16 protein-coding genes and 1 rRNA gene are annotated in these 17738 nt (G+C 66.7%); 8 read left to right on the top strand and 9 right to left on the bottom strand.

The genetic code is table 11. The annotated features are described in order from the left end of the window. The first annotated feature begins 77 nt into the window (after positions 1 to 77). The 8 genes from rrf to VL52_RS18860 all read left to right on the top strand — a co-directional run bounded on the left by rrf (position 78) and on the right by VL52_RS18860 (position 8360). Positions 78 to 192: ribosomal RNA gene (rrf, locus tag VL52_RS18895) — 5S ribosomal RNA — on the top strand. Positions 193 to 597: 405 nt separating this feature from the next. Then, positions 598 to 4191: a trifunctional transcriptional regulator/proline dehydrogenase/L-glutamate gamma-semialdehyde dehydrogenase gene (gene putA / locus VL52_RS18890; protein WP_046158485.1), complete on the top strand. Its 3594-nt coding sequence runs from the start codon at positions 598 to 600 to the stop codon at positions 4189 to 4191. 133 nt (positions 4192 to 4324) lie between these two features. Then, positions 4325 to 5533, top strand: coding sequence for a branched-chain amino acid ABC transporter substrate-binding protein (locus tag VL52_RS18885; RefSeq protein ID WP_046158484.1), 1209 nt, complete (start codon positions 4325 to 4327; stop codon positions 5531 to 5533). A 112-nt stretch (positions 5534 to 5645) separates the two neighbouring features. Then, the gene (locus VL52_RS18880) at positions 5646 to 5999 is read left to right on the top strand and encodes a cysteine-rich CWC family protein (protein WP_082113834.1); all 354 of its coding nucleotides are present in this window, start codon (positions 5646 to 5648) and stop codon (positions 5997 to 5999) included. A gap of 161 nt (positions 6000 to 6160) precedes the next feature. Next, entirely contained in the window at positions 6161 to 6613 is a 453-nt protein-coding gene (locus tag VL52_RS18875; RefSeq protein WP_144410323.1) for a hypothetical protein, read from the top strand. Between the two features lie 18 nt (positions 6614 to 6631). Then, positions 6632 to 6949 (top strand): DUF4180 domain-containing protein, encoded by a 318-nt coding sequence (locus tag VL52_RS18870; RefSeq protein WP_082113833.1) that lies wholly within the window; start codon positions 6632 to 6634, stop codon positions 6947 to 6949. A 195-nt stretch (positions 6950 to 7144) separates the two neighbouring features. After that, positions 7145 to 7927 carry an enoyl-CoA hydratase/isomerase family protein gene (locus tag VL52_RS18865; protein WP_046158481.1) on the top strand — a complete coding sequence of 261 codons (783 nt, stop codon included), beginning with the start codon at positions 7145 to 7147 and terminating at the stop codon, positions 7925 to 7927. Positions 7928 to 7937: 10 nt separating this feature from the next. Then, the gene (locus VL52_RS18860) at positions 7938 to 8360 is read left to right on the top strand and encodes a VOC family protein (protein ID WP_046158480.1); all 423 of its coding nucleotides are present in this window, start codon (positions 7938 to 7940) and stop codon (positions 8358 to 8360) included. A 61-nt stretch (positions 8361 to 8421) separates the two neighbouring features. Here VL52_RS18860 and VL52_RS18855 read toward each other — a convergent pair whose 3' ends face one another. From VL52_RS18855 to cobJ, 9 genes are all read right to left on the bottom strand, one after another. Beyond that, a complete protein-coding gene (locus tag VL52_RS18855) occupies positions 8422 to 9513 on the bottom strand; it encodes an SGNH/GDSL hydrolase family protein (protein WP_052729405.1) in 1092 nt (363 codons plus the stop codon). 97 nt (positions 9514 to 9610) lie between these two features. Beyond that, positions 9611 to 10255 carry a 5,6-dimethylbenzimidazole synthase gene (gene bluB, locus VL52_RS18850; protein ID WP_046158479.1) on the bottom strand — a complete coding sequence of 215 codons (645 nt, stop codon included), beginning with the start codon at positions 10253 to 10255 and terminating at the stop codon, positions 9611 to 9613. After that, on the bottom strand, positions 10252 to 11544 hold the full coding sequence (locus VL52_RS18845; RefSeq protein WP_046158478.1) for a cobyrinic acid a,c-diamide synthase CobB: 1293 nt from the start codon (positions 11542 to 11544) through the stop codon (positions 10252 to 10254). Before VL52_RS18845 ends, bluB begins: the two co-directional genes overlap by 4 nt. Continuing rightward, a complete protein-coding gene (gene cobO / locus VL52_RS18840; protein ID WP_046158477.1) occupies positions 11544 to 12146 on the bottom strand; it encodes a cob(I)yrinic acid a,c-diamide adenosyltransferase in 603 nt (200 codons plus the stop codon). The genes VL52_RS18845 and cobO overlap by 1 nt, the downstream gene beginning before the upstream one ends. A 29-nt stretch (positions 12147 to 12175) precedes the next feature. Beyond that, on the bottom strand, positions 12176 to 13198 hold the full coding sequence (locus tag VL52_RS18835; protein ID WP_235429333.1) for a FecCD family ABC transporter permease: 1023 nt from the start codon (positions 13196 to 13198) through the stop codon (positions 12176 to 12178). Continuing rightward, complete coding sequence (locus VL52_RS18830; RefSeq protein ID WP_046158476.1) at positions 13195 to 14163, bottom strand: ABC transporter substrate-binding protein; 969 nt, start codon at positions 14161 to 14163, stop codon at positions 13195 to 13197. The genes VL52_RS18835 and VL52_RS18830 overlap by 4 nt, the downstream gene beginning before the upstream one ends. Next, the gene (locus VL52_RS18825) at positions 14160 to 14951 is read right to left on the bottom strand and encodes an ABC transporter ATP-binding protein (protein WP_052729404.1); all 792 of its coding nucleotides are present in this window, start codon (positions 14949 to 14951) and stop codon (positions 14160 to 14162) included. The genes VL52_RS18830 and VL52_RS18825 overlap by 4 nt, the downstream gene beginning before the upstream one ends. A 3-nt stretch (positions 14952 to 14954) precedes the next feature. Beyond that, a complete protein-coding gene (locus VL52_RS18820) occupies positions 14955 to 16061 on the bottom strand; it encodes a CobW family GTP-binding protein (protein WP_046158475.1) in 1107 nt (368 codons plus the stop codon). Beyond that, positions 16058 to 17602 carry a precorrin-3B C(17)-methyltransferase gene (cobJ, locus tag VL52_RS18815; protein ID WP_046158474.1) on the bottom strand — a complete coding sequence of 515 codons (1545 nt, stop codon included), beginning with the start codon at positions 17600 to 17602 and terminating at the stop codon, positions 16058 to 16060. The genes VL52_RS18820 and cobJ overlap by 4 nt, the downstream gene beginning before the upstream one ends. Between the last annotated feature and the right edge of the window lie 136 nt (positions 17603 to 17738).

Genomic DNA, 17738 nt, shown 5'->3' with positions numbered 1-17738 from the left:
TAGCGCCGAGTCCATTCGACTCGGCGCTTCGCTTCGCGAGAAGCGAATCCAGAATTACGCGACAGCGTTCACGTTTTTCTGGCGACCATAGCGAGATGGTCCCACGCCTTCCCATCCCGAACAGGACCGTGAAACATCTTAGCGCCGATGATAGTGTGGCATTCGCCATGTGAAAGTAGGACATCGCCAGATCCCCGATAAAAAGCCCCAGGCCAATGCCTGGGGCTTTTTGCGTTTTCGGCCTCGGCCAAGGTCGGAGGTGAAATTTTTTGTCGCATCCTGCCGCTGTATATTAATCTGATCTATAAAATGCAGACAGTATTCGATTGCTATCAAATCTGAAATGCGCGTCGGTTTGGCGCGATATCGGTGCGGTAAATCGGGAGGGGTTGCGGGCGGGAAGTTGGTTTGATCATGCCTTTCGGGTGGAGGCGCGTGTGGTTTGATCCGCTTGGAAAGCCTTGCGCTGGCTGATTTTGATAGCGGTTAAGTGCTAAAGAATATTTTATATTGTCAAACAAAACTGTCATCTCTTGTATACAATAGACGGTTCACCCGGACGCGAGGCCGGGGCTGCAAACAATATCGGAGAAACCCATGCAATTCGAATCCTTTGCTCATCAGCAGTCCGCTCTGCGCGACGCCATCACCGCCGCCTACCGGCGCGATGAACGCGAATGCGTACAGGCGCTGTTGTCGCAGGCGGCGATGAGTCCCGAGCAGGTCGCATCAGTACAGGACTTGGCACGCCGGCTGGTGACCGAGGTGCGCCGCGAGCGCACCCGCTCCAGCGGCGTGGACGCGCTGATGCACGAGTTCTCGTTGGACAGCAGCGAAGGGATCGCCCTGATGTGTCTGGCTGAGGCGCTGCTGCGCATCCCGGACCGCGAGACAGCCGACAAGCTGATCCGCGACAAGATTTCCCGCGGCGACTGGAAGGCCCACCTGGGCAACAGCTCGTCGCTGTTCGTCAACGCCGCGGCCTGGGGCTTGCTGGTGACCGGCAAGCTGGTTTCCTCGCACAGCGCCAATGGCCTGTCGGCCGCGATGACGCGCTTGATCGCCAAGGGCGGCGAGCCGTTGATCCGCAAGGGCGTCGACATGGCGATGCGCATGCTGGGCAAGCAGTTCGTCACCGGCGAAACGATTGAAGAGGCGCTGGCCAATGGCCGCGAGCGCGAAGCGCGCGGCTACCGTTTCAGCTACGACATGCTGGGCGAGGCGGCGATGACCGAAGCCGACGCGCAGCGTTATCTAAAGGATTACGTCACCGCCATCCACGCGATAGGCAAAGAATCGAACGGCCGCGGCATTTACGATGGTCCTGGCATCTCGGTGAAGCTGTCCGCCATCCACCCGCGTTACAGCCGCCTGAAGCACGAGCGGATGATGGCCGAATTGCTGCCGCGGCTGAAGGCGCTGTTCTTGCTGGCCAAGCAATACAATATCGGCCTGAACATCGACGCCGAAGAGGCCGACCGGCTGGAAATCTCGATGGATTTGGTCGAGGCGCTGGCCAACGATTCGGATCTGAACGGCTTCGAAGGCATCGGCATCGTGGTGCAGGCCTACCAGAAACGCTGTCCTTTCGTGATCGACGTCCTGATCGACCTCGCGCGCCGCACCGGCCATCGCTTCATGGTGCGGCTGGTGAAGGGCGCCTACTGGGACGCCGAGATCAAACGCGCCCAGGTGGACGGCCTGCCGGGCTATCCGGTGTATACGCGCAAGGTGTACACCGACGTGTCCTATCTCGCCTGCGCCAAGAAGCTGCTGGCCGCCCAGGATGCGATCTATCCGCAGTTCGCCACCCACAATGCTTACAGCCTGTCGGCGGTCTACAATCTGGCCGCCGGCAAGGATTACGAATTCCAGTGCCTGCACGGCATGGGCGAGACCCTGTATGACCAGGTGGTCGGCAAGGACAAGCTGGGCAAGGCCTGCCGCATCTACGCGCCGGTGGGTTCGCATGAGACGCTGCTGGCTTACCTGGTGCGCCGCCTGCTGGAAAACGGCGCCAACTCCTCCTTCGTCAACCGCATCGTCGACGAAAGCGTGTCCCTTGACGAGCTGGTGACCGATCCTGTGGCCGAAGCGGCGGCTTCCGCCGGCATGCCGCACAGCAAGATTTCGCTGCCGGAGTCGCTGTACGGCGACGGCCGCCGCAATTCCAAGGGCCTTGACCTGTCCAGCGAGCACGTGCTGGCTACGCTGCAGCTGGGTCTGCAGACGTCGGAGCAGCAGCGTTGGGCGGCGTTCCCGATGCTGGGCGACGGCGACGTCACCGACGGCGAGCTGCTGGAAGTGCGCAACCCGGCCGATCATGGCGACGTGGTAGGCAAGGTGCTGGAAGCCACCGCTGCCGACGTCGATCGCGCGCTCGCGCAGTCGGCGGGCATCGCCGCCGCCTGGGCAGCGACGCCGGTGGCCGAACGCGCCGCCAGCATCCGCCGCATGGCGGATCTGATGGAAATCAATATGCCGGCGCTGATGGGCCTGGCGGTGCGCGAGGCGGGCAAGACGCTGAACAACGCCATCGCCGAGGTGCGCGAGGCGGTGGACTTCTGCCGCTACTACGCGGCGCAAATCGTGTCCGAGTTCGACAACGCCAGCCACAAGCCGCTGGGGCCGGTGGTATGCATCAGCCCGTGGAACTTCCCGCTGGCCATTTTCATCGGCGAGGTCGTCGCATCTTTGGCCGCCGGCAACACCGTGCTGGCCAAGCCGGCCGAACAGACCAGCCTGATCGCGGCCTACGCGATCCGCCTGCTGCATGAGGCCGGCGTTCCGCGCGCCGCGCTGCAGTTCCTGCCGGGCCGCGGCGAGGTGGTCGGCGCCGCGCTGACCGGCGACGCGCGCATCCAGGGCGTGATCTTCACCGGCTCCACCGAAGTGGCGCAGATCATCAACCGCACGTTGGCCAAGCACCATGACGATCCGGTGCTGGTGGCGGAAACCGGCGGCATGAACGCGATGATCGTCGACAGCTCGGCGCTGCCGGAGCAGGTGGTGACCGATGTGCTGAGCTCGGCCTTCGATTCCGCGGGCCAGCGCTGTTCCGCGCTGCGGGTGCTGTATTTGCAGCATGACATCGCCGACAAGGTGATCGCGATGATCAAGGGCGCGATGGATGAGCTGGAAGTCGGCAATCCCGCCAAGATCACCACCGACGTCGGCCCGGTGATCGACGCCGAAGCCCAGGCCGGCCTGCTGGCCCACATCGCCAGGATGAAGAACTCCGCCCGCGCGATGCACCAGACCAAGCTGTCCGCCGAGTGCGAGCAGGGCACTTTCGTCGCGCCGACGCTGTTCGAGATCGACAACTTGTCGGAGCTCAAGCGCGAGGTGTTCGGCCCGGTGCTGCATGTGTTGCGCTACGCCGCGTCGGATCTGGACAAGGTGGTGGCCGAGATCAACGCCACCGGCTACGGCCTGACGCACGGCATCCACAGCCGCATCGACGAAACCATCGCCGACATCTGCGGCAAGATCAAGGTGGGCAACATCTACGTCAACCGCAACATCGTCGGCGCGGTGGTGGGCGTGCAGCCGTTCGGCGGCGAAGGCAAGTCCGGCACCGGCCCCAAGGCCGGCGGTCCGTACTACCTGTACCGTCTGACCCGCGCCGCCTGGCAGCCCAAGCTGGCGGCCGCGCATCAGGCCGCCGATCTGTCCGCGCTGGATGCGCTGGCCGCCGCGGCCAAGGCGCAGGGTCTGTCGTTGGACGGCGTCATCGCCGCCGCGCGCAAGGAAAGCCCGCTGGCGCATAACGTAATCTTGCCGGGCCCGACCGGCGAGAACAATGTCTTGTCCTTCGCCGGCCGCGGCCGCGTCGGCTGCGTCGCCGACGACGCGCAGGCGCTGGCCGAGCAACTGGCCGCCGTCTTCGCCGCAGGCAACCACGCGGTGGTCGCCGATGGCGAACTGGGCCGTCGATTCGCCTCCGCCTTGAACGGCCATGTATCTGTTGTGGCCGATGTGCTTGAAGCGGATGTCGAGGCGGTGTTGTATGCCGGCGCCAAGGTCGAGGAGGCCCGGCGCGAGCTGGCGGCCCGCGACGGCGCGCTGGTTCCGCTGATCCTGCGCGGCGAAAATGGCTACAATGTGCATCGGCTGGTGGTGGAGCGCGCGCTCAGCGTCAATACCACGGCGGCAGGCGGCAATGCCAGCCTGATGAGCATGACCGAATGATCAACTTGCCAGCCTCTGGCCGCGTTGGAATAATGCGGCCAGAGTTTTTACTTTAAGAGCAAGACTGGGATCCGGCCCCAAGCCGGTTGTGTAGAAGCGCGAAGTTGAAGCAACAAGGAAGAGGAACGAAGAGATGCAAGTATCCAAGCTGTCCACCCTGACCCTGGCGGTTGCCGCCGCTGTCGCCCTGTCCGCTTGCGGCAAGAAGGAAGAAGCCGCGCCCGCGGCCGGCGCCTCCGCTCCGGCCCAGGCCAGCGCAGGCGGCGACGTGATCAAGATCGGCTTTGCCGCTCCGCTGACCGGCCCGCAATCGCATTACGGCGAGGAATACAAGAATGGCGTGACCCTGGCCATCGAAGACGCCAACGCCGCCAAGCCGACCATCGCCGGCAAGCCGGTGACCTTCGAGCTCAATGCTCAGGACGACCAGGCCGATCCGAAAACCGCCACCCAGCTGGCGCAGAAGTTCGTCGACGAGAAAGTCGCCGGCATCATCGGCCACTTCAACTCCGGCACCGCCATTCCGGCCTCCAAGATTTACTCCGACGCCGGCATCCCGATGATCGCGATGGCCACCTCGCCGGTGTTCACTGCCCAAGGTTTCAAGAACACCTTCCGCTCAATGACCTCCGATACCCAGCAGGGTAGCGTGATGGGCAAGTTCGCGGTTGAGAAGCTGCACGCGAAGAAGATCGTCATCGTCGACGACCGCACCGCTTACGGCCAGGGCCTGGCGGATGAGTTCGAGAAAGCCGCCCGCGCTTCCGGCGGCGACGTGGTGAAGCGCGAGTTCACCAATGACAAGGCCACCGACTTCACCGCCATCCTGACCTCGATCAAGGGCGCGAATCCGGACGTGGTGTTCTACGGCGGCGCCGACGCGCAGTCCGCGCCGATGGTCAAGCAGATGAAGCGCCTGGGCCTCAAGGCTCCGTTGATTTCCGGCGAAATGACCAAGACCCCGACTTTCCTGCAACTGGCCGGCAAGGAAGCCGACGGCACCATCGCTTCGCTGGCGGGCCTGCCGCTGGAGCAGATGCCGGGCGGCAAGGACTACGAAACCCGCTACAAGGCCCGCTTCAAGGCCGACGTGGCCACTTACTCTCCGTACGGCTACGACGCCACCCGCGCGCTGATCCAGGCGATGGAGCAAGCCAACTCGGCCGATCCGAAGGCCTACCTGCCGGTGCTGGCCAAGATCACCCACCAAGGCGTGACGTCCAGCAACTGGACCTATGACGACAAGGGCGATCTGAAGGACGGCGGCATCACCGTCTACAAGGTCCAGAACGGCCAGTGGACCGTGATGGAAACCGTGGGCGGCGGCGCGGCGGCCAAGTAAGCGGATTCGCTTCACGGCAAACGGCGCGGATATCCGCGCCGTTTTTGTTTGCGCGGACAAGCGGCAAGGCCCGCGCTAATATCGTCAACGACACATTCAAAGGGAGAGGCGCATGAAACGGGCAAGCATGGAAACGCCGCCGCCGTCGCCCTGCATCGGCGTATGCCGCCTGGACGACGGCGGGCAGGTCTGCACCGGCTGCCGCCGCACGCTGGACGAGATCGCCGGCTGGTCCAGCTACGACAAGGAGCGGAAGGAGCAGGTGTGGCGGCGGCTGTTGGCCTTGCCGCTGCCGGTGCAGGCCAAGACCTGTCCGCAATGCGGCAATGGCTTCACCTGCGGCGCGGGCGGGGAGAGCGGCGGTTGCTGGTGCGCCGATCTGCCGCTTGAGCTGTCGCCGAGCGGCGCGGACAGCGACTGCCTGTGCCCGGTTTGCTTGCAGAAGCGGCTGATATCCGGCAGTTGACGCAGGTGCCATGCGGCGTTTTCTTTGTTCTCTCTCGTGTTTTTGCGGCGGAGCGTGTCGTTTGGGCTTGCCATGGATGCGGAGCGCGGATTTAAATGCCATTGTGCTTGATGCGATGTTTCAGAATGGCATGATCGGCTGATCGCAACGGAGATCCCACCATGAAAGCAAGCGGAGCAGAAGCGGGGGTGGCATGGCCGTCCAGCTTGGACGAGGCGTTGGATGACAGGCTGGCGATGCTGAGGCGGCAAATACGGGAGCGGGCGCAGGAGATTTCCAGCGGCCAGTCCGGTGGCGGCCCGGCCGCGGCCGGGATGGATGTCAGCGCGCTGGGCCAGGCGGTGGACGAGCTGCTGCAAGGGCGCTCGGTGGCGGAGCGGCCTGGCTTCTTTGATCTGTTTCCCCCTTTTACCTGCGTATGCGCGCTGCTGTGCCTGGCTTTCGCCAGCTTTGGCCTGCTGTTTCCATTGTTCGCCGACTCGGTGGCCGGCGCAGGCAAGGGCTCGGCGCTGGTGGCCGGTTTCCTGGACATCGCCAAGATTTTCGCCGGCGCGATCGTCGGCTCCACTTCTTCCGTCGTGCTTTCGGCGTCGCGCTCGCGCCGTTCCGGCTGATTTCGCTTGGGAAAGAATATGGCTTATCAAGTGTTGGTTTCGGGCGAGCATCGCGCGCTGGAATGGCGTGGCGAGTTGAGCGACGCGTCCCAGGCAGTCGAGCTTGTCTCCGCCTGCATCGGCGAACGCTTGCTGATTTCGCATGAGGTTTTGCCGGCGGATTTTTTCCAGCTGAGCAGCCGGTTCGCCGGCGAATTCCTGCAGAAGCTGCAGAATTATCGGCTGCAGACCGCGGTGGTGATAGACGCGGAGCGGGACTATGGTGAGCGCTTCGGCGAATACCTGCGCGAAGCGAGGCGCGGGCGTTTCTCGCGGCTGTTGCTGAGCCGGGAGTAGGCGCTGGAATGGCTGGCGGCGCGCTGATAGTTTCCGCCGCGCTGTCGATAGATTGGCGCGGGCGCCCGCAAGCTTCGCCGGCGGTTGATTCGAGGCAGGCCGCGCCTGTTCGGCGTGGACGAGCCCGGAGGTTCCGAAGGCTCGATCTTACAACTTGATGCCGCGCCCTGGCGGCGCGGCAGGCACGGAGGCGGGATGCTGGAACGGGATGTGGTGCGCAGCAAGGCGGAGGGTGGCATCGCGCGGCTGGAGCTGAACCGGCCGGACTGCCTGAACGCGATGAACCGCCAGCTGCTGCGGCAGCTGCTGGCCGCGCTGGAGTGGGTGGCGGCCGACGACGCGGTGAGGGCGGTGATCATCACCGGCCATGGCCGGGTATTTTCCGCGGGTGCCGACATCCGCTATCTGAACCGGGCGCCGGCGGCCGAAGTGCGGGAGCTGGCCAGGCTGGCGGTGGCGGTCACCGGCCGGATCGAGGCGCTGGGCAAGCCAGTGCTGGCCGCGATCAACGGCGACGCGCTGGGCGGCGGCCTGGAGATTTCCGAGGCATGCGCTTTGCGGGTGGCGGCCTCTCACGCCCGCTTCGGCCATCCGGAAGTGAAGATAGGCGCGGTGGCCGGTTTCGGCGGCACCACCCGGCTGCCCAGGCTGATCGGCAAGGGCAGGGCGGCGGAGATGTTGCTGACCGGCAGGCTGATAGACGCCGACGAGGCATGTCGGCTGGGTCTGGTCAACCGGGTGGTGGCGGCCGAAGCGTTGATGGCCGAGTCCGAGGCGCTGCTGGGCGAGGTGCTGGCCCAATCGCCGCTGGCGGTGAGGCTGAGCTGGGAGGCGATGCATCGCGGCCTGTCCTTGTCCGAGGACGAATCGGCGCGGCTGGGCGCCGATTATTTCGGCCTGGCGGCGCAGAGCGAGGACTTCCGCATCGGCACCCGCGCCTTTCTGGACAAACGGGAGCCTAAGTTCAAGGGGCGCTGAGGAGGCGATCATGAAGCCGCGCATCACCTTGCTGACGCTGGGCGTCGATGATCTGGAACGTTCGCTGGCGTTTTACCGCGACGGGCTGGGATTGGCGAGCGAGGGCATCGTCGGCGCCGAGTTCGAGCACGGCGCCGTCGCTTTTTTCGAGCTGGAAGGCGGGCTGAGGCTGGCGCTGTTTCCGCGGGAGAGCCTGGCGCGCGACGCCGGCCTGCCGAAGCAGCCGGCCAGCGCCACCGAGTTGACGATAGGCCACAACGTCGCTTCCCGCGCGGAGGTGGACGCGGTAATGGCGCAGGCCAGCATGGCCGGCGCGGCCATCGTCAAGCCGGCCCAGGATACGTTCTGGGGCGGCTACGCCGGGTATTTCCAGGACCCGGACGGCCATTTGTGGGAAGTGGCGTGGAACCCTCAGTGGGAAGTCGGGGACTGATTTGCGGGGGCATCCGGTTTTGCCGCGGCTGGCGAGTGTTCGCAAGCCCGGCGGAGCCGGCTTAGTTGTCCCAGACATTCCCCAGCGTGCGGATGGCGGAGTCCATCTGCGTGGCCATTTTGGCGTGGTCGGATAGGCTGGGGTGCCAGTTGCAGCCGGTCAACTCGATATTCTGCCAGTCTACGTAAGCCACCGTCGTCCCCTGTCGTCTTTCCTCGTCGGCGATGCGGCTGACCAGCGGCCGCATCCGGTCGGCCGGCCATAGATAGGTGGCGGCCAAGAGGAAGGCCGGATTGCCGTAGCGCTGTTTCAACTGGGCGATCAGGCCGTGGTAGGCTCGGACGTAATCATCGGCCAGCTGCTGTTGGCTGCGCTTTTCGTCGGGACCGACATCGGTGCCGAAATCGTTGACGCCCAGCGCGATCACCACCAACTGCGGCCGCCAGCCATAACGGCGGCCTGCGTTGTTGCCAGGGGCGGTTTCAGGCAAGTTCTGCAGCAGGCGGGGGTGGTAGCTGCGGTAATCCACTTGCGGCATATTGCCGCCCCAGTTGCGCACCATGCCCATGCCGGACATGCCGTTGTTTTGGATTTGGGCGCCATAGAGCTTGCCCAGATAGGCGGCGAAGCTTTGGCTGGCGTCGCTGCGTTCGACGATCTGCCGATCGGTGCAGTCGCGGGTGGCGGACAGATTGCCGTAGGCCACGGTCCAGGAGTCGCCGATGAATTCTATTTGGCGGCGCGGTTTGGGCGGAAGCCCCAAGGGCCATCCCTGGCGCAGCGAAAACCCTTTGAACAGGCCCGGATTGTCTGGCGACTGGGTCAGCTTGAACAGGCGCACGGCATGGGGCTTGCTGTCGGGCAGATCTTGCCAAATGGTTCGCTCGCCGGCGGCCGGGCTGATTTTTTGCACGGCTTTGCCGTCCACCTCCAGCGCGTAATAGTTGACCGCATCCTCCAGCGTGACGCCCACCGCCTGTGCGGCGACACGGACATTCCAGTTTGCGCCGGGCCAGGTGGCTTGCCAGCCGTCGGCGTGGCGAACTTGCCGCCCTTCGGTTTGCACCGGCCAGCTCGGCACGGACGAGGCGGCATGGGCAAAGGGAACGACGGACAGCAGGCATAGCGCCGCCAGGAATTTTACATTTTTCATCATTTTCTCCATTTAAATGCCATTTGAATTATTAGACGCAATTAAATAAATTCAATGGATATTTTCATGGAGGACAGATCTCGAGCGGCGAGCCCGGTCAGTCTTTGCCCGACCAGCGGTCCTCGTAGACCAGATCGGCCAGGTTTTGCCGCCGCGCCCAGTTTTCTTGTTCCAGCATCGGCTTCTCGTAAAAAGCCTCGACGTGGCCGATGCATAGTATCGCCACCGGCCGCGCGCCTTCCGGCATGGCTAGCAGGGCGGCGAGCGTGTCCGGATCGAAGATCGATACCCAGCCCAGGCCCAGGCCTTCGGCGCGGGCGGCCAGCCACATGTTCTGGATCGCGCAGGCCACCGAGGCCAGGTCCATCTCTGGCAGCGTGCGGCGGCCGAACACGTGGCGCTCGCGGTCGTCCATCAGCGCCGCCACCAGAACTTCGCCGCATTCGAGCAAGCCTTCCACCTTCAGCCTCATGAATTCTTCTTCGCGCTCGCCCAGCGCGCGGGCGGTCTGGATACGCTCCTCTTCTACCAGCGCGTGCAGTTGGCCACGCAGTGAGGTGCTGCGGATGCGGATGAAGCGCCATGGCTGCATGAAGCCGACGCTGGGCGCGAAGTGGGCGGCGGCGAGCAGCCGCTGCAGGGTGTCGGGATCGACCGGATCCGGCTTGAAGTGGCGCATGTCGCGGCGTTCGCGGATGGCGCGGTAGACGGCGTCGATGTCGGATTGCGGGTAACGGCTCATTTCAGGAACAACCTTGCTGCGGCGATCGGGTTCGAAGGGAAATAGGCGTGGAAATAGCTAGCCAGCAGGCTGCCGCGGCGGTACAGCGCCTCGCCGGTTCCGGCGCCGCTGGCGCGCGTCGCGCGGGCGATCGGCTCCAGAGCCGTTTCCAGCCGGGTGTAGTGGAAGGTATGGCCGCGCAGCGCGCCGCCGGGGAAGTCCATTTGCTGCAGGCCCAGCCCGCATAGCCGCTCTTGCAGCCTGGCGTGACCGGGCAGCAGCCCCAGCATCGCCGCGCTGTCGTTATCGCGGTTGGTCAGCTTGTCCAGCAGGTAGAGCATGCCGCCGCACTCGGCGTACAGCGGCTTGCCGGTCTCGATGTGCCCGTGCAGCGCCGCTTTCAGCGCAGTATTGGCGGACAGCGTTTCAAGATGCAGCTCCGGGTAGCCGCCGGGCAGGTAGACCGCGTCGCAGTCGGGCAGCGCGGCGTCGGCCAGCGGAGAGAAGAAGGCCAGCTCCGCGCCCAGTTGGGCCAGTGTTTCCAGATTGGCCGGGTAGACGAAGGCGAAGGCCGCGTCGCGGGCGATGGCGATGCGCTTGCCGGCCAGCAGTTTCGGCACGTCAGCTTGTGCGACAGGTGGAAACGCCACCACCGGCGGCAACTCGGCCAGCGCGGTGGCGGCGATCTGCGACGCCGCGCGGTCGAGGCGTTCGTCCAGATCGGCGATTTCCCGCGCCTGCACCAGGCCCAGATGGCGTTCCGGCAGCCGCGCCGCCTCGTCGCGGCGCAGCGCGGCCAGCAGCGGCAGGTGCTCAGGCAGTTGCTGGGCCAGCATCTCGGCGTGGCGCTCGCTGGCGACGTGGTTGGCGACGAAGCCGTGAAAGGCCAGGCCGGGGCGGAAGCTGGCCAGGCCGTGGGCGATGGCGGCGAAGGTCTGCGCCATGCCGGCGGCGTCTATCACCGCCGCCAGCGGCACGCCGAGCAGGGCGGCCAGGTCGGCGCTGCTGGGCGTGCCGTCGAACAGGCCCATGCTTCCCTCGATCAGGATCAGATCGGCGTCGGCGGCGGCCTGATGCAGCCGGGCGCGGCAGTCGTCCTCGCCGTTCATCCACAGGTCCAGGCCAAAGACGGTGTGGCCGCTGGCCCGTTCGAGAATATAGGGATCGAGGAAGTCCGGCCCGGTCTTGAACACCCGCACCCGGCGGCCTTGATTGCGGTGATGCCGCGCCAGCGCCGCCGTCACCGTGGTCTTGCCCTGGTGCGAGGCGGGGGCGGTCAGGAGCAGCGCCGGACAGCGGCGGGCCGTCATCAGAACTCCACCCCGCGCTGCGCCTTGATGCCCTGCTCGCGGTACGGGTGTTTGACCAGCCGCATCTCGGTGACCAGATCCGCGGCTTCAAGCAAGGCTTCCGGCGCGTGGCGGCCGGTGACCACCACGTGCTGCATCGCCGGCCGCGCGGCGAAGGCGGCCAGCACCTCGTCCAGCGGCAGGTATTCGTATTTCAGCACCACGTTCAATTCGTCCAGGATCACCATGTCGTAATCGTCGCTTCCCAGCATCGCCAGCGCCTGCTCCCAGCCCTTGCGCGCGGTGGCGATGTCGGCCTCGCGGTCCTGGGTGTTCCAGGTATAGCCTTCGCCCATGGTGTGGAAGTCGCAGTTGTCGAAGCCGCCCAGCAGGTCGCGCTCGGCGGTGTGCAGCGCGCCCTTGATGAATTGCACCACGCCCAGGCGCATGCCGTGGCCGACGGCGCGCAGGCCCATGCCGAAGGCGGCGCTGCTCTTGCCCTTGCCGGTGCCGGTGTTGACGATGAGCAGGCCCTTCTCGCCGGCGGCGGCGGCCTTTTTCTTCTCGAAGCCCGCCTTGCGCTTCTCGGTCATGCGCTGGTGGGAGGCCGGATCGGTTTTCATAGTGTCGTCCTTGTGTGGGGCCGGCGCCGTCAGCGGCGCAGCAGCCAGATGAAGAAGGCGCCGCCGACGGCGGCGGTGCCGACGCCGACCGGGATGTCTTCCGGCGCGATCAGCGTGCGCGCGGCGGCGTCCACCCAGATCAGGAACAACGCGCCCAACAGCGCGCAGGCCGGCAGAAGGCGGCGGTGGTCGGCGCCGACGCAGCGGCGGGCGATGTGCGGAATCATCAGGCCGACGAAGCCGATCGCCCCGCTGACCGCCACCATGGTGCCGGTCAGCAGCGATGAGGCGGCGAATACCGCCAGCCGCAGCCGGGTCACGCGTATGCCCAGCGTGACAGCGGTCTGCTCGCCGGCCATCAGCGCGTTCAGCGGCCGCGCCACCGCCAGCAGCGCGATCAGGCCCAGGCACAGCGCGGCCAGCGGCGCCGGCAGCAGCTCCCAGCGCGCCTGACCCAGGCCGCCCAGCATCCAGAACAGCACCGCCGAGGCCGAGCGATGGTCGCCCAGATACAGCATCAGATTGGCCAGCGCCATCAAGAGGAAGGACACGGCCACGCCGGCCAGCAGCAGCCGTTCGGCCTGCAAGCGGCGCTGGCGCACGGCGATGCCGGTGACCAGCAGGGTGGCCAGCAAGGCGCCGGCGAAGGCGGCCAGCGGCAGGGTGGCGCCGCCCAGCACATTGCCGCTGAACAGCAGCACCGTCACCGCGCCCAGCGTGGCGCCGGAGCTGACGCCCAACAGGTGCGGGTCGGCCAGCTGGTTGCGGGTGGTGGCCTGCAGCGCCGCGCCCACCAGCGCCAGGCCGGCGCCGACCATGCCGCCCAGCAGCACGCGCGGCAGCCGCAGCTGCCAGATGATCAGATCCTGGCCCGGCTGCCAGGCCGGCGCCACCGGCAGGCCCAACTGGTGCAGCAGCACATTGGAACTGACGGAGAATGCCACCGGCGCGGCGCCCAGGCCGGAGGCCAGCGGCAGCGACAGCGCGAGCAGGGCCAGCAAGGCGCCCAGCAGCGGCCAGGCCGGAGGACGGTTGACGGCGGAGCGGATCACTTGGCGAAGGCCTCCGGGTGCAGGCCGCGCGCCAGCGCGCTGATCGCGTCGGCGTTGGCGATGCCGGGCGTCGCGCTGTCGTAGGGCAGCACGATGAAGCGCTTGTCGCGCACCGCCGCCATCTTGTTCAGCGCCGGGTGTTTCTGCAGGAACGCGATCTTCTGCTGCGGGGTGACCTTGCCGTAATCGATGATCACGATGGCCTGCGGATTGCGCGCCACCACGGTTTCCCAGTCGACGCGCGTCCAGCTGGCGTTGACGTCGCTGAGGATGTTGCGGCCGCCGGCGGCCTGGATCAGCGCATCGGGCATCGCCAGCCGGCCGGCGCTGAAGGGGCGGTCCTCGCCGCTGTCGTAGACGAAGACCGACGGCGTGGCCTTGCGCTTGGCGACGCGGGCGGAGACGCCGTCCACTTTTGCGCGCATGCCGGCCACCACCTTTTGCGCGCGCGGCTCCACATCGAAGATGCGGCCGAGGTTGCCGATGTCGCGGTAGACGTCGTCAAGGCTCGCCGCCGGGCGCTTCATCACGTGGGCGCAGGATTCGCTGAGCTCGTAGACATTGATGCCCAAGGGCGCCAGCGAGGCCGGCGTCACCGGGCCGCCGACGCGCAGGCCGTAGTTCCAGCCGGCGAAGAAGAAGTCGGCGTTGCGGGCCAGCAGCGCTTCCGACGACGGATAGTCGCCGGCCAGTTCCGGCAGCGAGCCCAGCGCCCGCTTCAGCGGCGCGTTCAGCTTGTTCCAGGCGCTGATGCCGGTGTAGCCGACCATGCGGTTCTGCAGGCCCAGCGCCACCATCATCTCGGTCAGATTGATGTCGTGGCTGACGGCGCGCTGCGGGGCGCGCTGGAAGGTGACCTTGCGGTTGCAGCTGTCCACGGTGAGCGGGTAGCGGGTGGCGTGGACTTGGGCGGACAGCAGCGCGGCCAGGCCGCAGGCGATGAGCAAAGGCGGATTCAGTTTCATGCGTTTTCTTCTTCCAACAGGGTGATGCGGGGATGGCCGGCCTGCGGGTGGCGATCCACCAGCGCGCGCACGCCGAACACCTCGGCCAGCAAGGACGGCGTCAGCACCGCTTCCGGCGCGCCGCTGGCGACGACGCGGCCGGCCTTCAGCGCGTACAGCCGGTGGCAGAAGGCAGCGGCCAGGTTCAGATCGTGCAGCGTGGCGACGGCGGCGATGCCTAGCCGGCGGACCAGGCGCAGCAGCGACAATTGGTGGCGCAGGTCCAGGTGGTTGGTCGGCTCGTCCAGGATCAGCAGCTCCGGTTTCTGGGCCAGCGCCCGCGCCAGCAGCGCGCGCTGTTTCTCGCCGCCGGACAGGGTGGCGAAAGGCTGGTGTTGCTGCGACGTCAGGCCCACTTGGTCCAGCGCGTCGTCGACGATGGCGTGGTCGGCGGCGCTGCCACCGCGCAGCAGCGACTGGTGCGGAATGCGGCCCATGTCGGCCACTTCGCGCACGGTCAGGCCGAAGTCCTCCGGGAATTCCTGCAGCACCACCGCGACGCGGCGGGCGAAGGAGGCGGCGGATTGGCCCCAGATGTCGGCGCCGTCGAGTTTGGCTTTACCCGCCAGCGGCTTGTTGAAGCGGAAGGCGCAACGCAGCGTGCTGGTCTTGCCGCTGCCGTTGGGGCCGATGACGCCGACGAATTCGCCGGGCCGGACGGTGAGCGCGATGTCGCGCAGCAGCCTCGCCTCAGGCGCTGTCGCCGCGTCAGGCGACCAGTCCAGGCCGCATAGTTCCAATGCGCTCACCGGCTAGCTCCAGTGCGCGCCGGTGATGTCGCGCAGCAAGGCCACCACGCGCGGGCGGCTGGGGTGGTAGCCGATGAACACCAGCTGCGCCTGGCGCGGCGCGGCAAGGGCCTGGTCGCGGCTCAGTTCGATGCGGTTGCGCACGCCCTGGGCCAGCAGCCGGCCGGGGCCGTCGGCGCAGGCGGCGAAGCCCTTGATGCGCAGCAGCGGCTCCTCGCGGGCGATGGCCTCCAGCGCCGCCGCCAGCTTGTCGGCATGCTGGGCTTCCTTGCTGCGGATCATGAACGATTGCCAGCCCGGGTCCTGATCGTGGAAATGCTTGTGGGTGGACAGACCGTGGCTGTGAGCGGCCTGGCCGCCGTGGCTGTGGCCGTCCAGCAAGGCCTGGTTGGCCAGCGGCCGCATCGCGAGCCCCGGCATGCTGGCCACCGGGCCGTAGTGGCGGTGCGCGGCCGGCGAGGCCTCGTGCAGATGCAGGCCCAGCGTCAGCCGGGTGTCCAGCTTGGCTTGATAGGCCAGTTCGATGAAGCGTATCGACGGCGCCTGCCGGCGCACGCTTTCTTCCGCCGCCAGCAGCTGGTCCGCGGACAGCGCGTCTATCTTGTTCAGCACCACGATGTCGGCGTGGCCCAGCTGCTGGTCGAACAGCTCCGCCACCGCGTCGGTCTTGCCGCCGTCTCCGGCCGGCGCGAAGTGGCCGGCAAGCAGCAGAGGGGTGTCGACCACCGCCAGCGTGGCGTCCAGTACGAAATAGGGCGCCAGCGCCTCGCTTTGCAGCTGCGCCATCACCGCGCTGGGCAGCGCGAGGCCGGAGGTTTCGATCAGCACGTGGTCGATCTGCTGGCGGCGCTGCCACAGCGCCAGCATGGTGGGCAGGAAGTCGGCGTCGTCGTCGTAGGCGACCAGGCCGTTGGCCAGGTCGTGGATTTCCACGCCGCTTGTTTCGGCGTCGCGAAGCAGGCCGCCATCTATCGACACCTCGCCGAACTCGTTGACCAATATCGCCAGTCGGCGTTGCTTGTTGTTTTCCAGCAGCTTGGACAGCAGCGTGGTCTTGCCGGCGCCGAGGAAGCCGGTCAGCACGGTGACGGGAAGGCGCGGCGCGCTCATGCTTGTTCTCCCTTGGGCAAGGCCGCCAGCAGCGAGGCGAAGTCGCCGAAGGCTTGTGGATAATCCAGCTGGGGCCGGTCGATGACGATGAACGGGATGCCCAGCGCGGCGGCGGCCGCCGCCTTGGCGTCGAAGCCGCCGGCCTCGCCGCCGTCCTTGCTGATCACGCAGTCGATTTCCCAGTCGCGCCACAGCGCCTCGTTGGCGGCCTGCGAGAAAGGGCCCTGCATCGCGCAGACGCGCGCGCGCGGAATGCCCAGGTCCAATGCCCGCTGCAAATGCTGCGGGTCCGGGGCCAGGCGCACGAACCATTGCTGTTTTCGCTCCGCGTCGGCGGCGAGGAAGCGGTGCAGCTCCTTGCTGCCGGTGGCGAGGAAGACGCGGCGTCCTTTAGCCATCGCCAGCTTGGCGGCTTCATCGCTGTCGGCGCAGCGGATGACTGGATGCGCGCTGGCGCTCGCCGGCCGTTCGTAGTGCAGATAGGGCAGGGCGAGCTCCTCGGCCAGCGCCATCAACTGCTGCGACATCTCGCTGGCGTAGGGGTGGGTGGCGTCGACGATGGCCGAAGCCTGGCTGCAGGACAGCAGCTCGCGGCGGCGCTCCACGCCCAGCCGGCCGCTGACGGTGGCGACGCCGGGCACGGCCTGCTGCGCCTGCTCGTTGCCGTAGTCGCTGGCGCTGCTGACCACCACCGCGCGGCCGGTTTCGGCGATGGCGCGGGACAGCGCGTTGCCGTCGCTGGTGCCGGAAAACACCCAGGCCGCGCCGGCAGGCAGCGCGTCAGCTTTCACCGTGTCGCTGGTGTTGTCCCAGTTGAAGTAGCCGCGCGGGGTGAACATCCAGTTGCGCTTGCGGCGGGTGAAGCGGTTGCCGATGACGATGCTGGTCAGCATGTCGAAGCGGCGCGTCCGCAGCTCGGCCAGTGTGACGATCTCCACCGCCTGGTCTTCGCGGTAGGCGTTGCGGACGATGCCGCACAGCGTCTCCGGCTTCTTGTGCTCCAGCATGATGTCCAGGATGCGGTAGACGCCTTCCTGGCGCTGGCGGCTCTGCACGTTGTAGAACACCACCGCCAGGTCGGCCTGGGCGATGTGGCGGGCGCGGGTTTCGATCCATTCCCACGGGCATAGCAGGTCCGACAGGCTCAGCGTGGCGAAATCGTGCGACAGCGGCGCGCCGAGCAGCGACGCGCAGGAATTGGCCGAGGTGATGCCGGGGATCAGCTGCACGTCGAAACCATCGTCCTCGCGCATGTCCTCGTAGGCCAGCGTGGCCATCGCGTAGACGCCGATGTCGCCGCTGGACAGCAGGGCCACGGTCTTGCCGGCGCGGGCTTCGTCCAGGGCCAGCTGCGCGCGCTCGCGCTCCTGGGTCAGCGGCAGCGTGCGGATGTCCTTGCCGGCGATCCACGGTTGCACCCAGGTCAGGTAGAGGTCGTAGGAAACGATCACGTCGCTTGCCGCCAGCGCCTGGCGGGCGAGGTCGGGGATCAGTTCGGCGCGGCCGGGGCCGACCGAGACGAGGTAGAGTTTGCCGGTCATGGATGTGTTCTCTTGATTTTGCATTCTGTAATTGTTTTGGCGCTGTTGATGTGTGGTTCCGCCCGGCTGGCGGGCAAGGGGGGCTGGCCGCGCAGCCCCCCTTGCCCCTGGCGGTGGAACCGCCCCTAAATGATGC

It is taken from the genome of Chromobacterium vaccinii, assembly GCF_000971335.1.
GTDB lineage: Bacteria > Pseudomonadota > Gammaproteobacteria > Burkholderiales > Chromobacteriaceae > Chromobacterium > Chromobacterium vaccinii.
Note: the sequence above shows the minus strand (reverse complement) of the source record. Positions and strands in the feature narration are given on the sequence as shown.

What these genes read in the sequence shown, in the direction of transcription:
- putA (WP_046158485.1), top strand. Translation starts at nt 598, where the DNA reads ATGCAATTCGAATCCTTTGCTCATCAGCAGTCCGCTCTGCGCGACGCC.
- VL52_RS18885 (WP_046158484.1), top strand. Translation starts at nt 4,325, where the DNA reads ATGCAAGTATCCAAGCTGTCCACCCTGACCCTGGCGGTTGCCGCCGCT.
- VL52_RS18880 (WP_082113834.1), top strand. Translation starts at nt 5,646, where the DNA reads ATGAAACGGGCAAGCATGGAAACGCCGCCGCCGTCGCCCTGCATCGGC.
- VL52_RS18875 (WP_144410323.1), top strand. Translation starts at nt 6,161, where the DNA reads ATGAAAGCAAGCGGAGCAGAAGCGGGGGTGGCATGGCCGTCCAGCTTG.
- VL52_RS18870 (WP_082113833.1), top strand. Translation starts at nt 6,632, where the DNA reads ATGGCTTATCAAGTGTTGGTTTCGGGCGAGCATCGCGCGCTGGAATGG.
- VL52_RS18865 (WP_046158481.1), top strand. Translation starts at nt 7,145, where the DNA reads ATGCTGGAACGGGATGTGGTGCGCAGCAAGGCGGAGGGTGGCATCGCG.
- VL52_RS18860 (WP_046158480.1), top strand. Translation starts at nt 7,938, where the DNA reads ATGAAGCCGCGCATCACCTTGCTGACGCTGGGCGTCGATGATCTGGAA.
- VL52_RS18855 (WP_052729405.1), bottom strand. Translation starts at nt 9,513, where the DNA reads ATGAAAAATGTAAAATTCCTGGCGGCGCTATGCCTGCTGTCCGTCGTT.
- bluB (WP_046158479.1), bottom strand. Translation starts at nt 10,255, where the DNA reads ATGAGCCGTTACCCGCAATCCGACATCGACGCCGTCTACCGCGCCATC.
- VL52_RS18845 (WP_046158478.1), bottom strand. Translation starts at nt 11,544, where the DNA reads ATGACGGCCCGCCGCTGTCCGGCGCTGCTCCTGACCGCCCCCGCCTCG.
- cobO (WP_046158477.1), bottom strand. Translation starts at nt 12,146, where the DNA reads ATGAAAACCGATCCGGCCTCCCACCAGCGCATGACCGAGAAGCGCAAG.
- VL52_RS18830 (WP_046158476.1), bottom strand. Translation starts at nt 14,163, where the DNA reads ATGAAACTGAATCCGCCTTTGCTCATCGCCTGCGGCCTGGCCGCGCTG.
- VL52_RS18820 (WP_046158475.1), bottom strand. Translation starts at nt 16,061, where the DNA reads ATGAGCGCGCCGCGCCTTCCCGTCACCGTGCTGACCGGCTTCCTCGGC.
- cobJ (WP_046158474.1), bottom strand. Translation starts at nt 17,602, where the DNA reads ATGACCGGCAAACTCTACCTCGTCTCGGTCGGCCCCGGCCGCGCCGAA.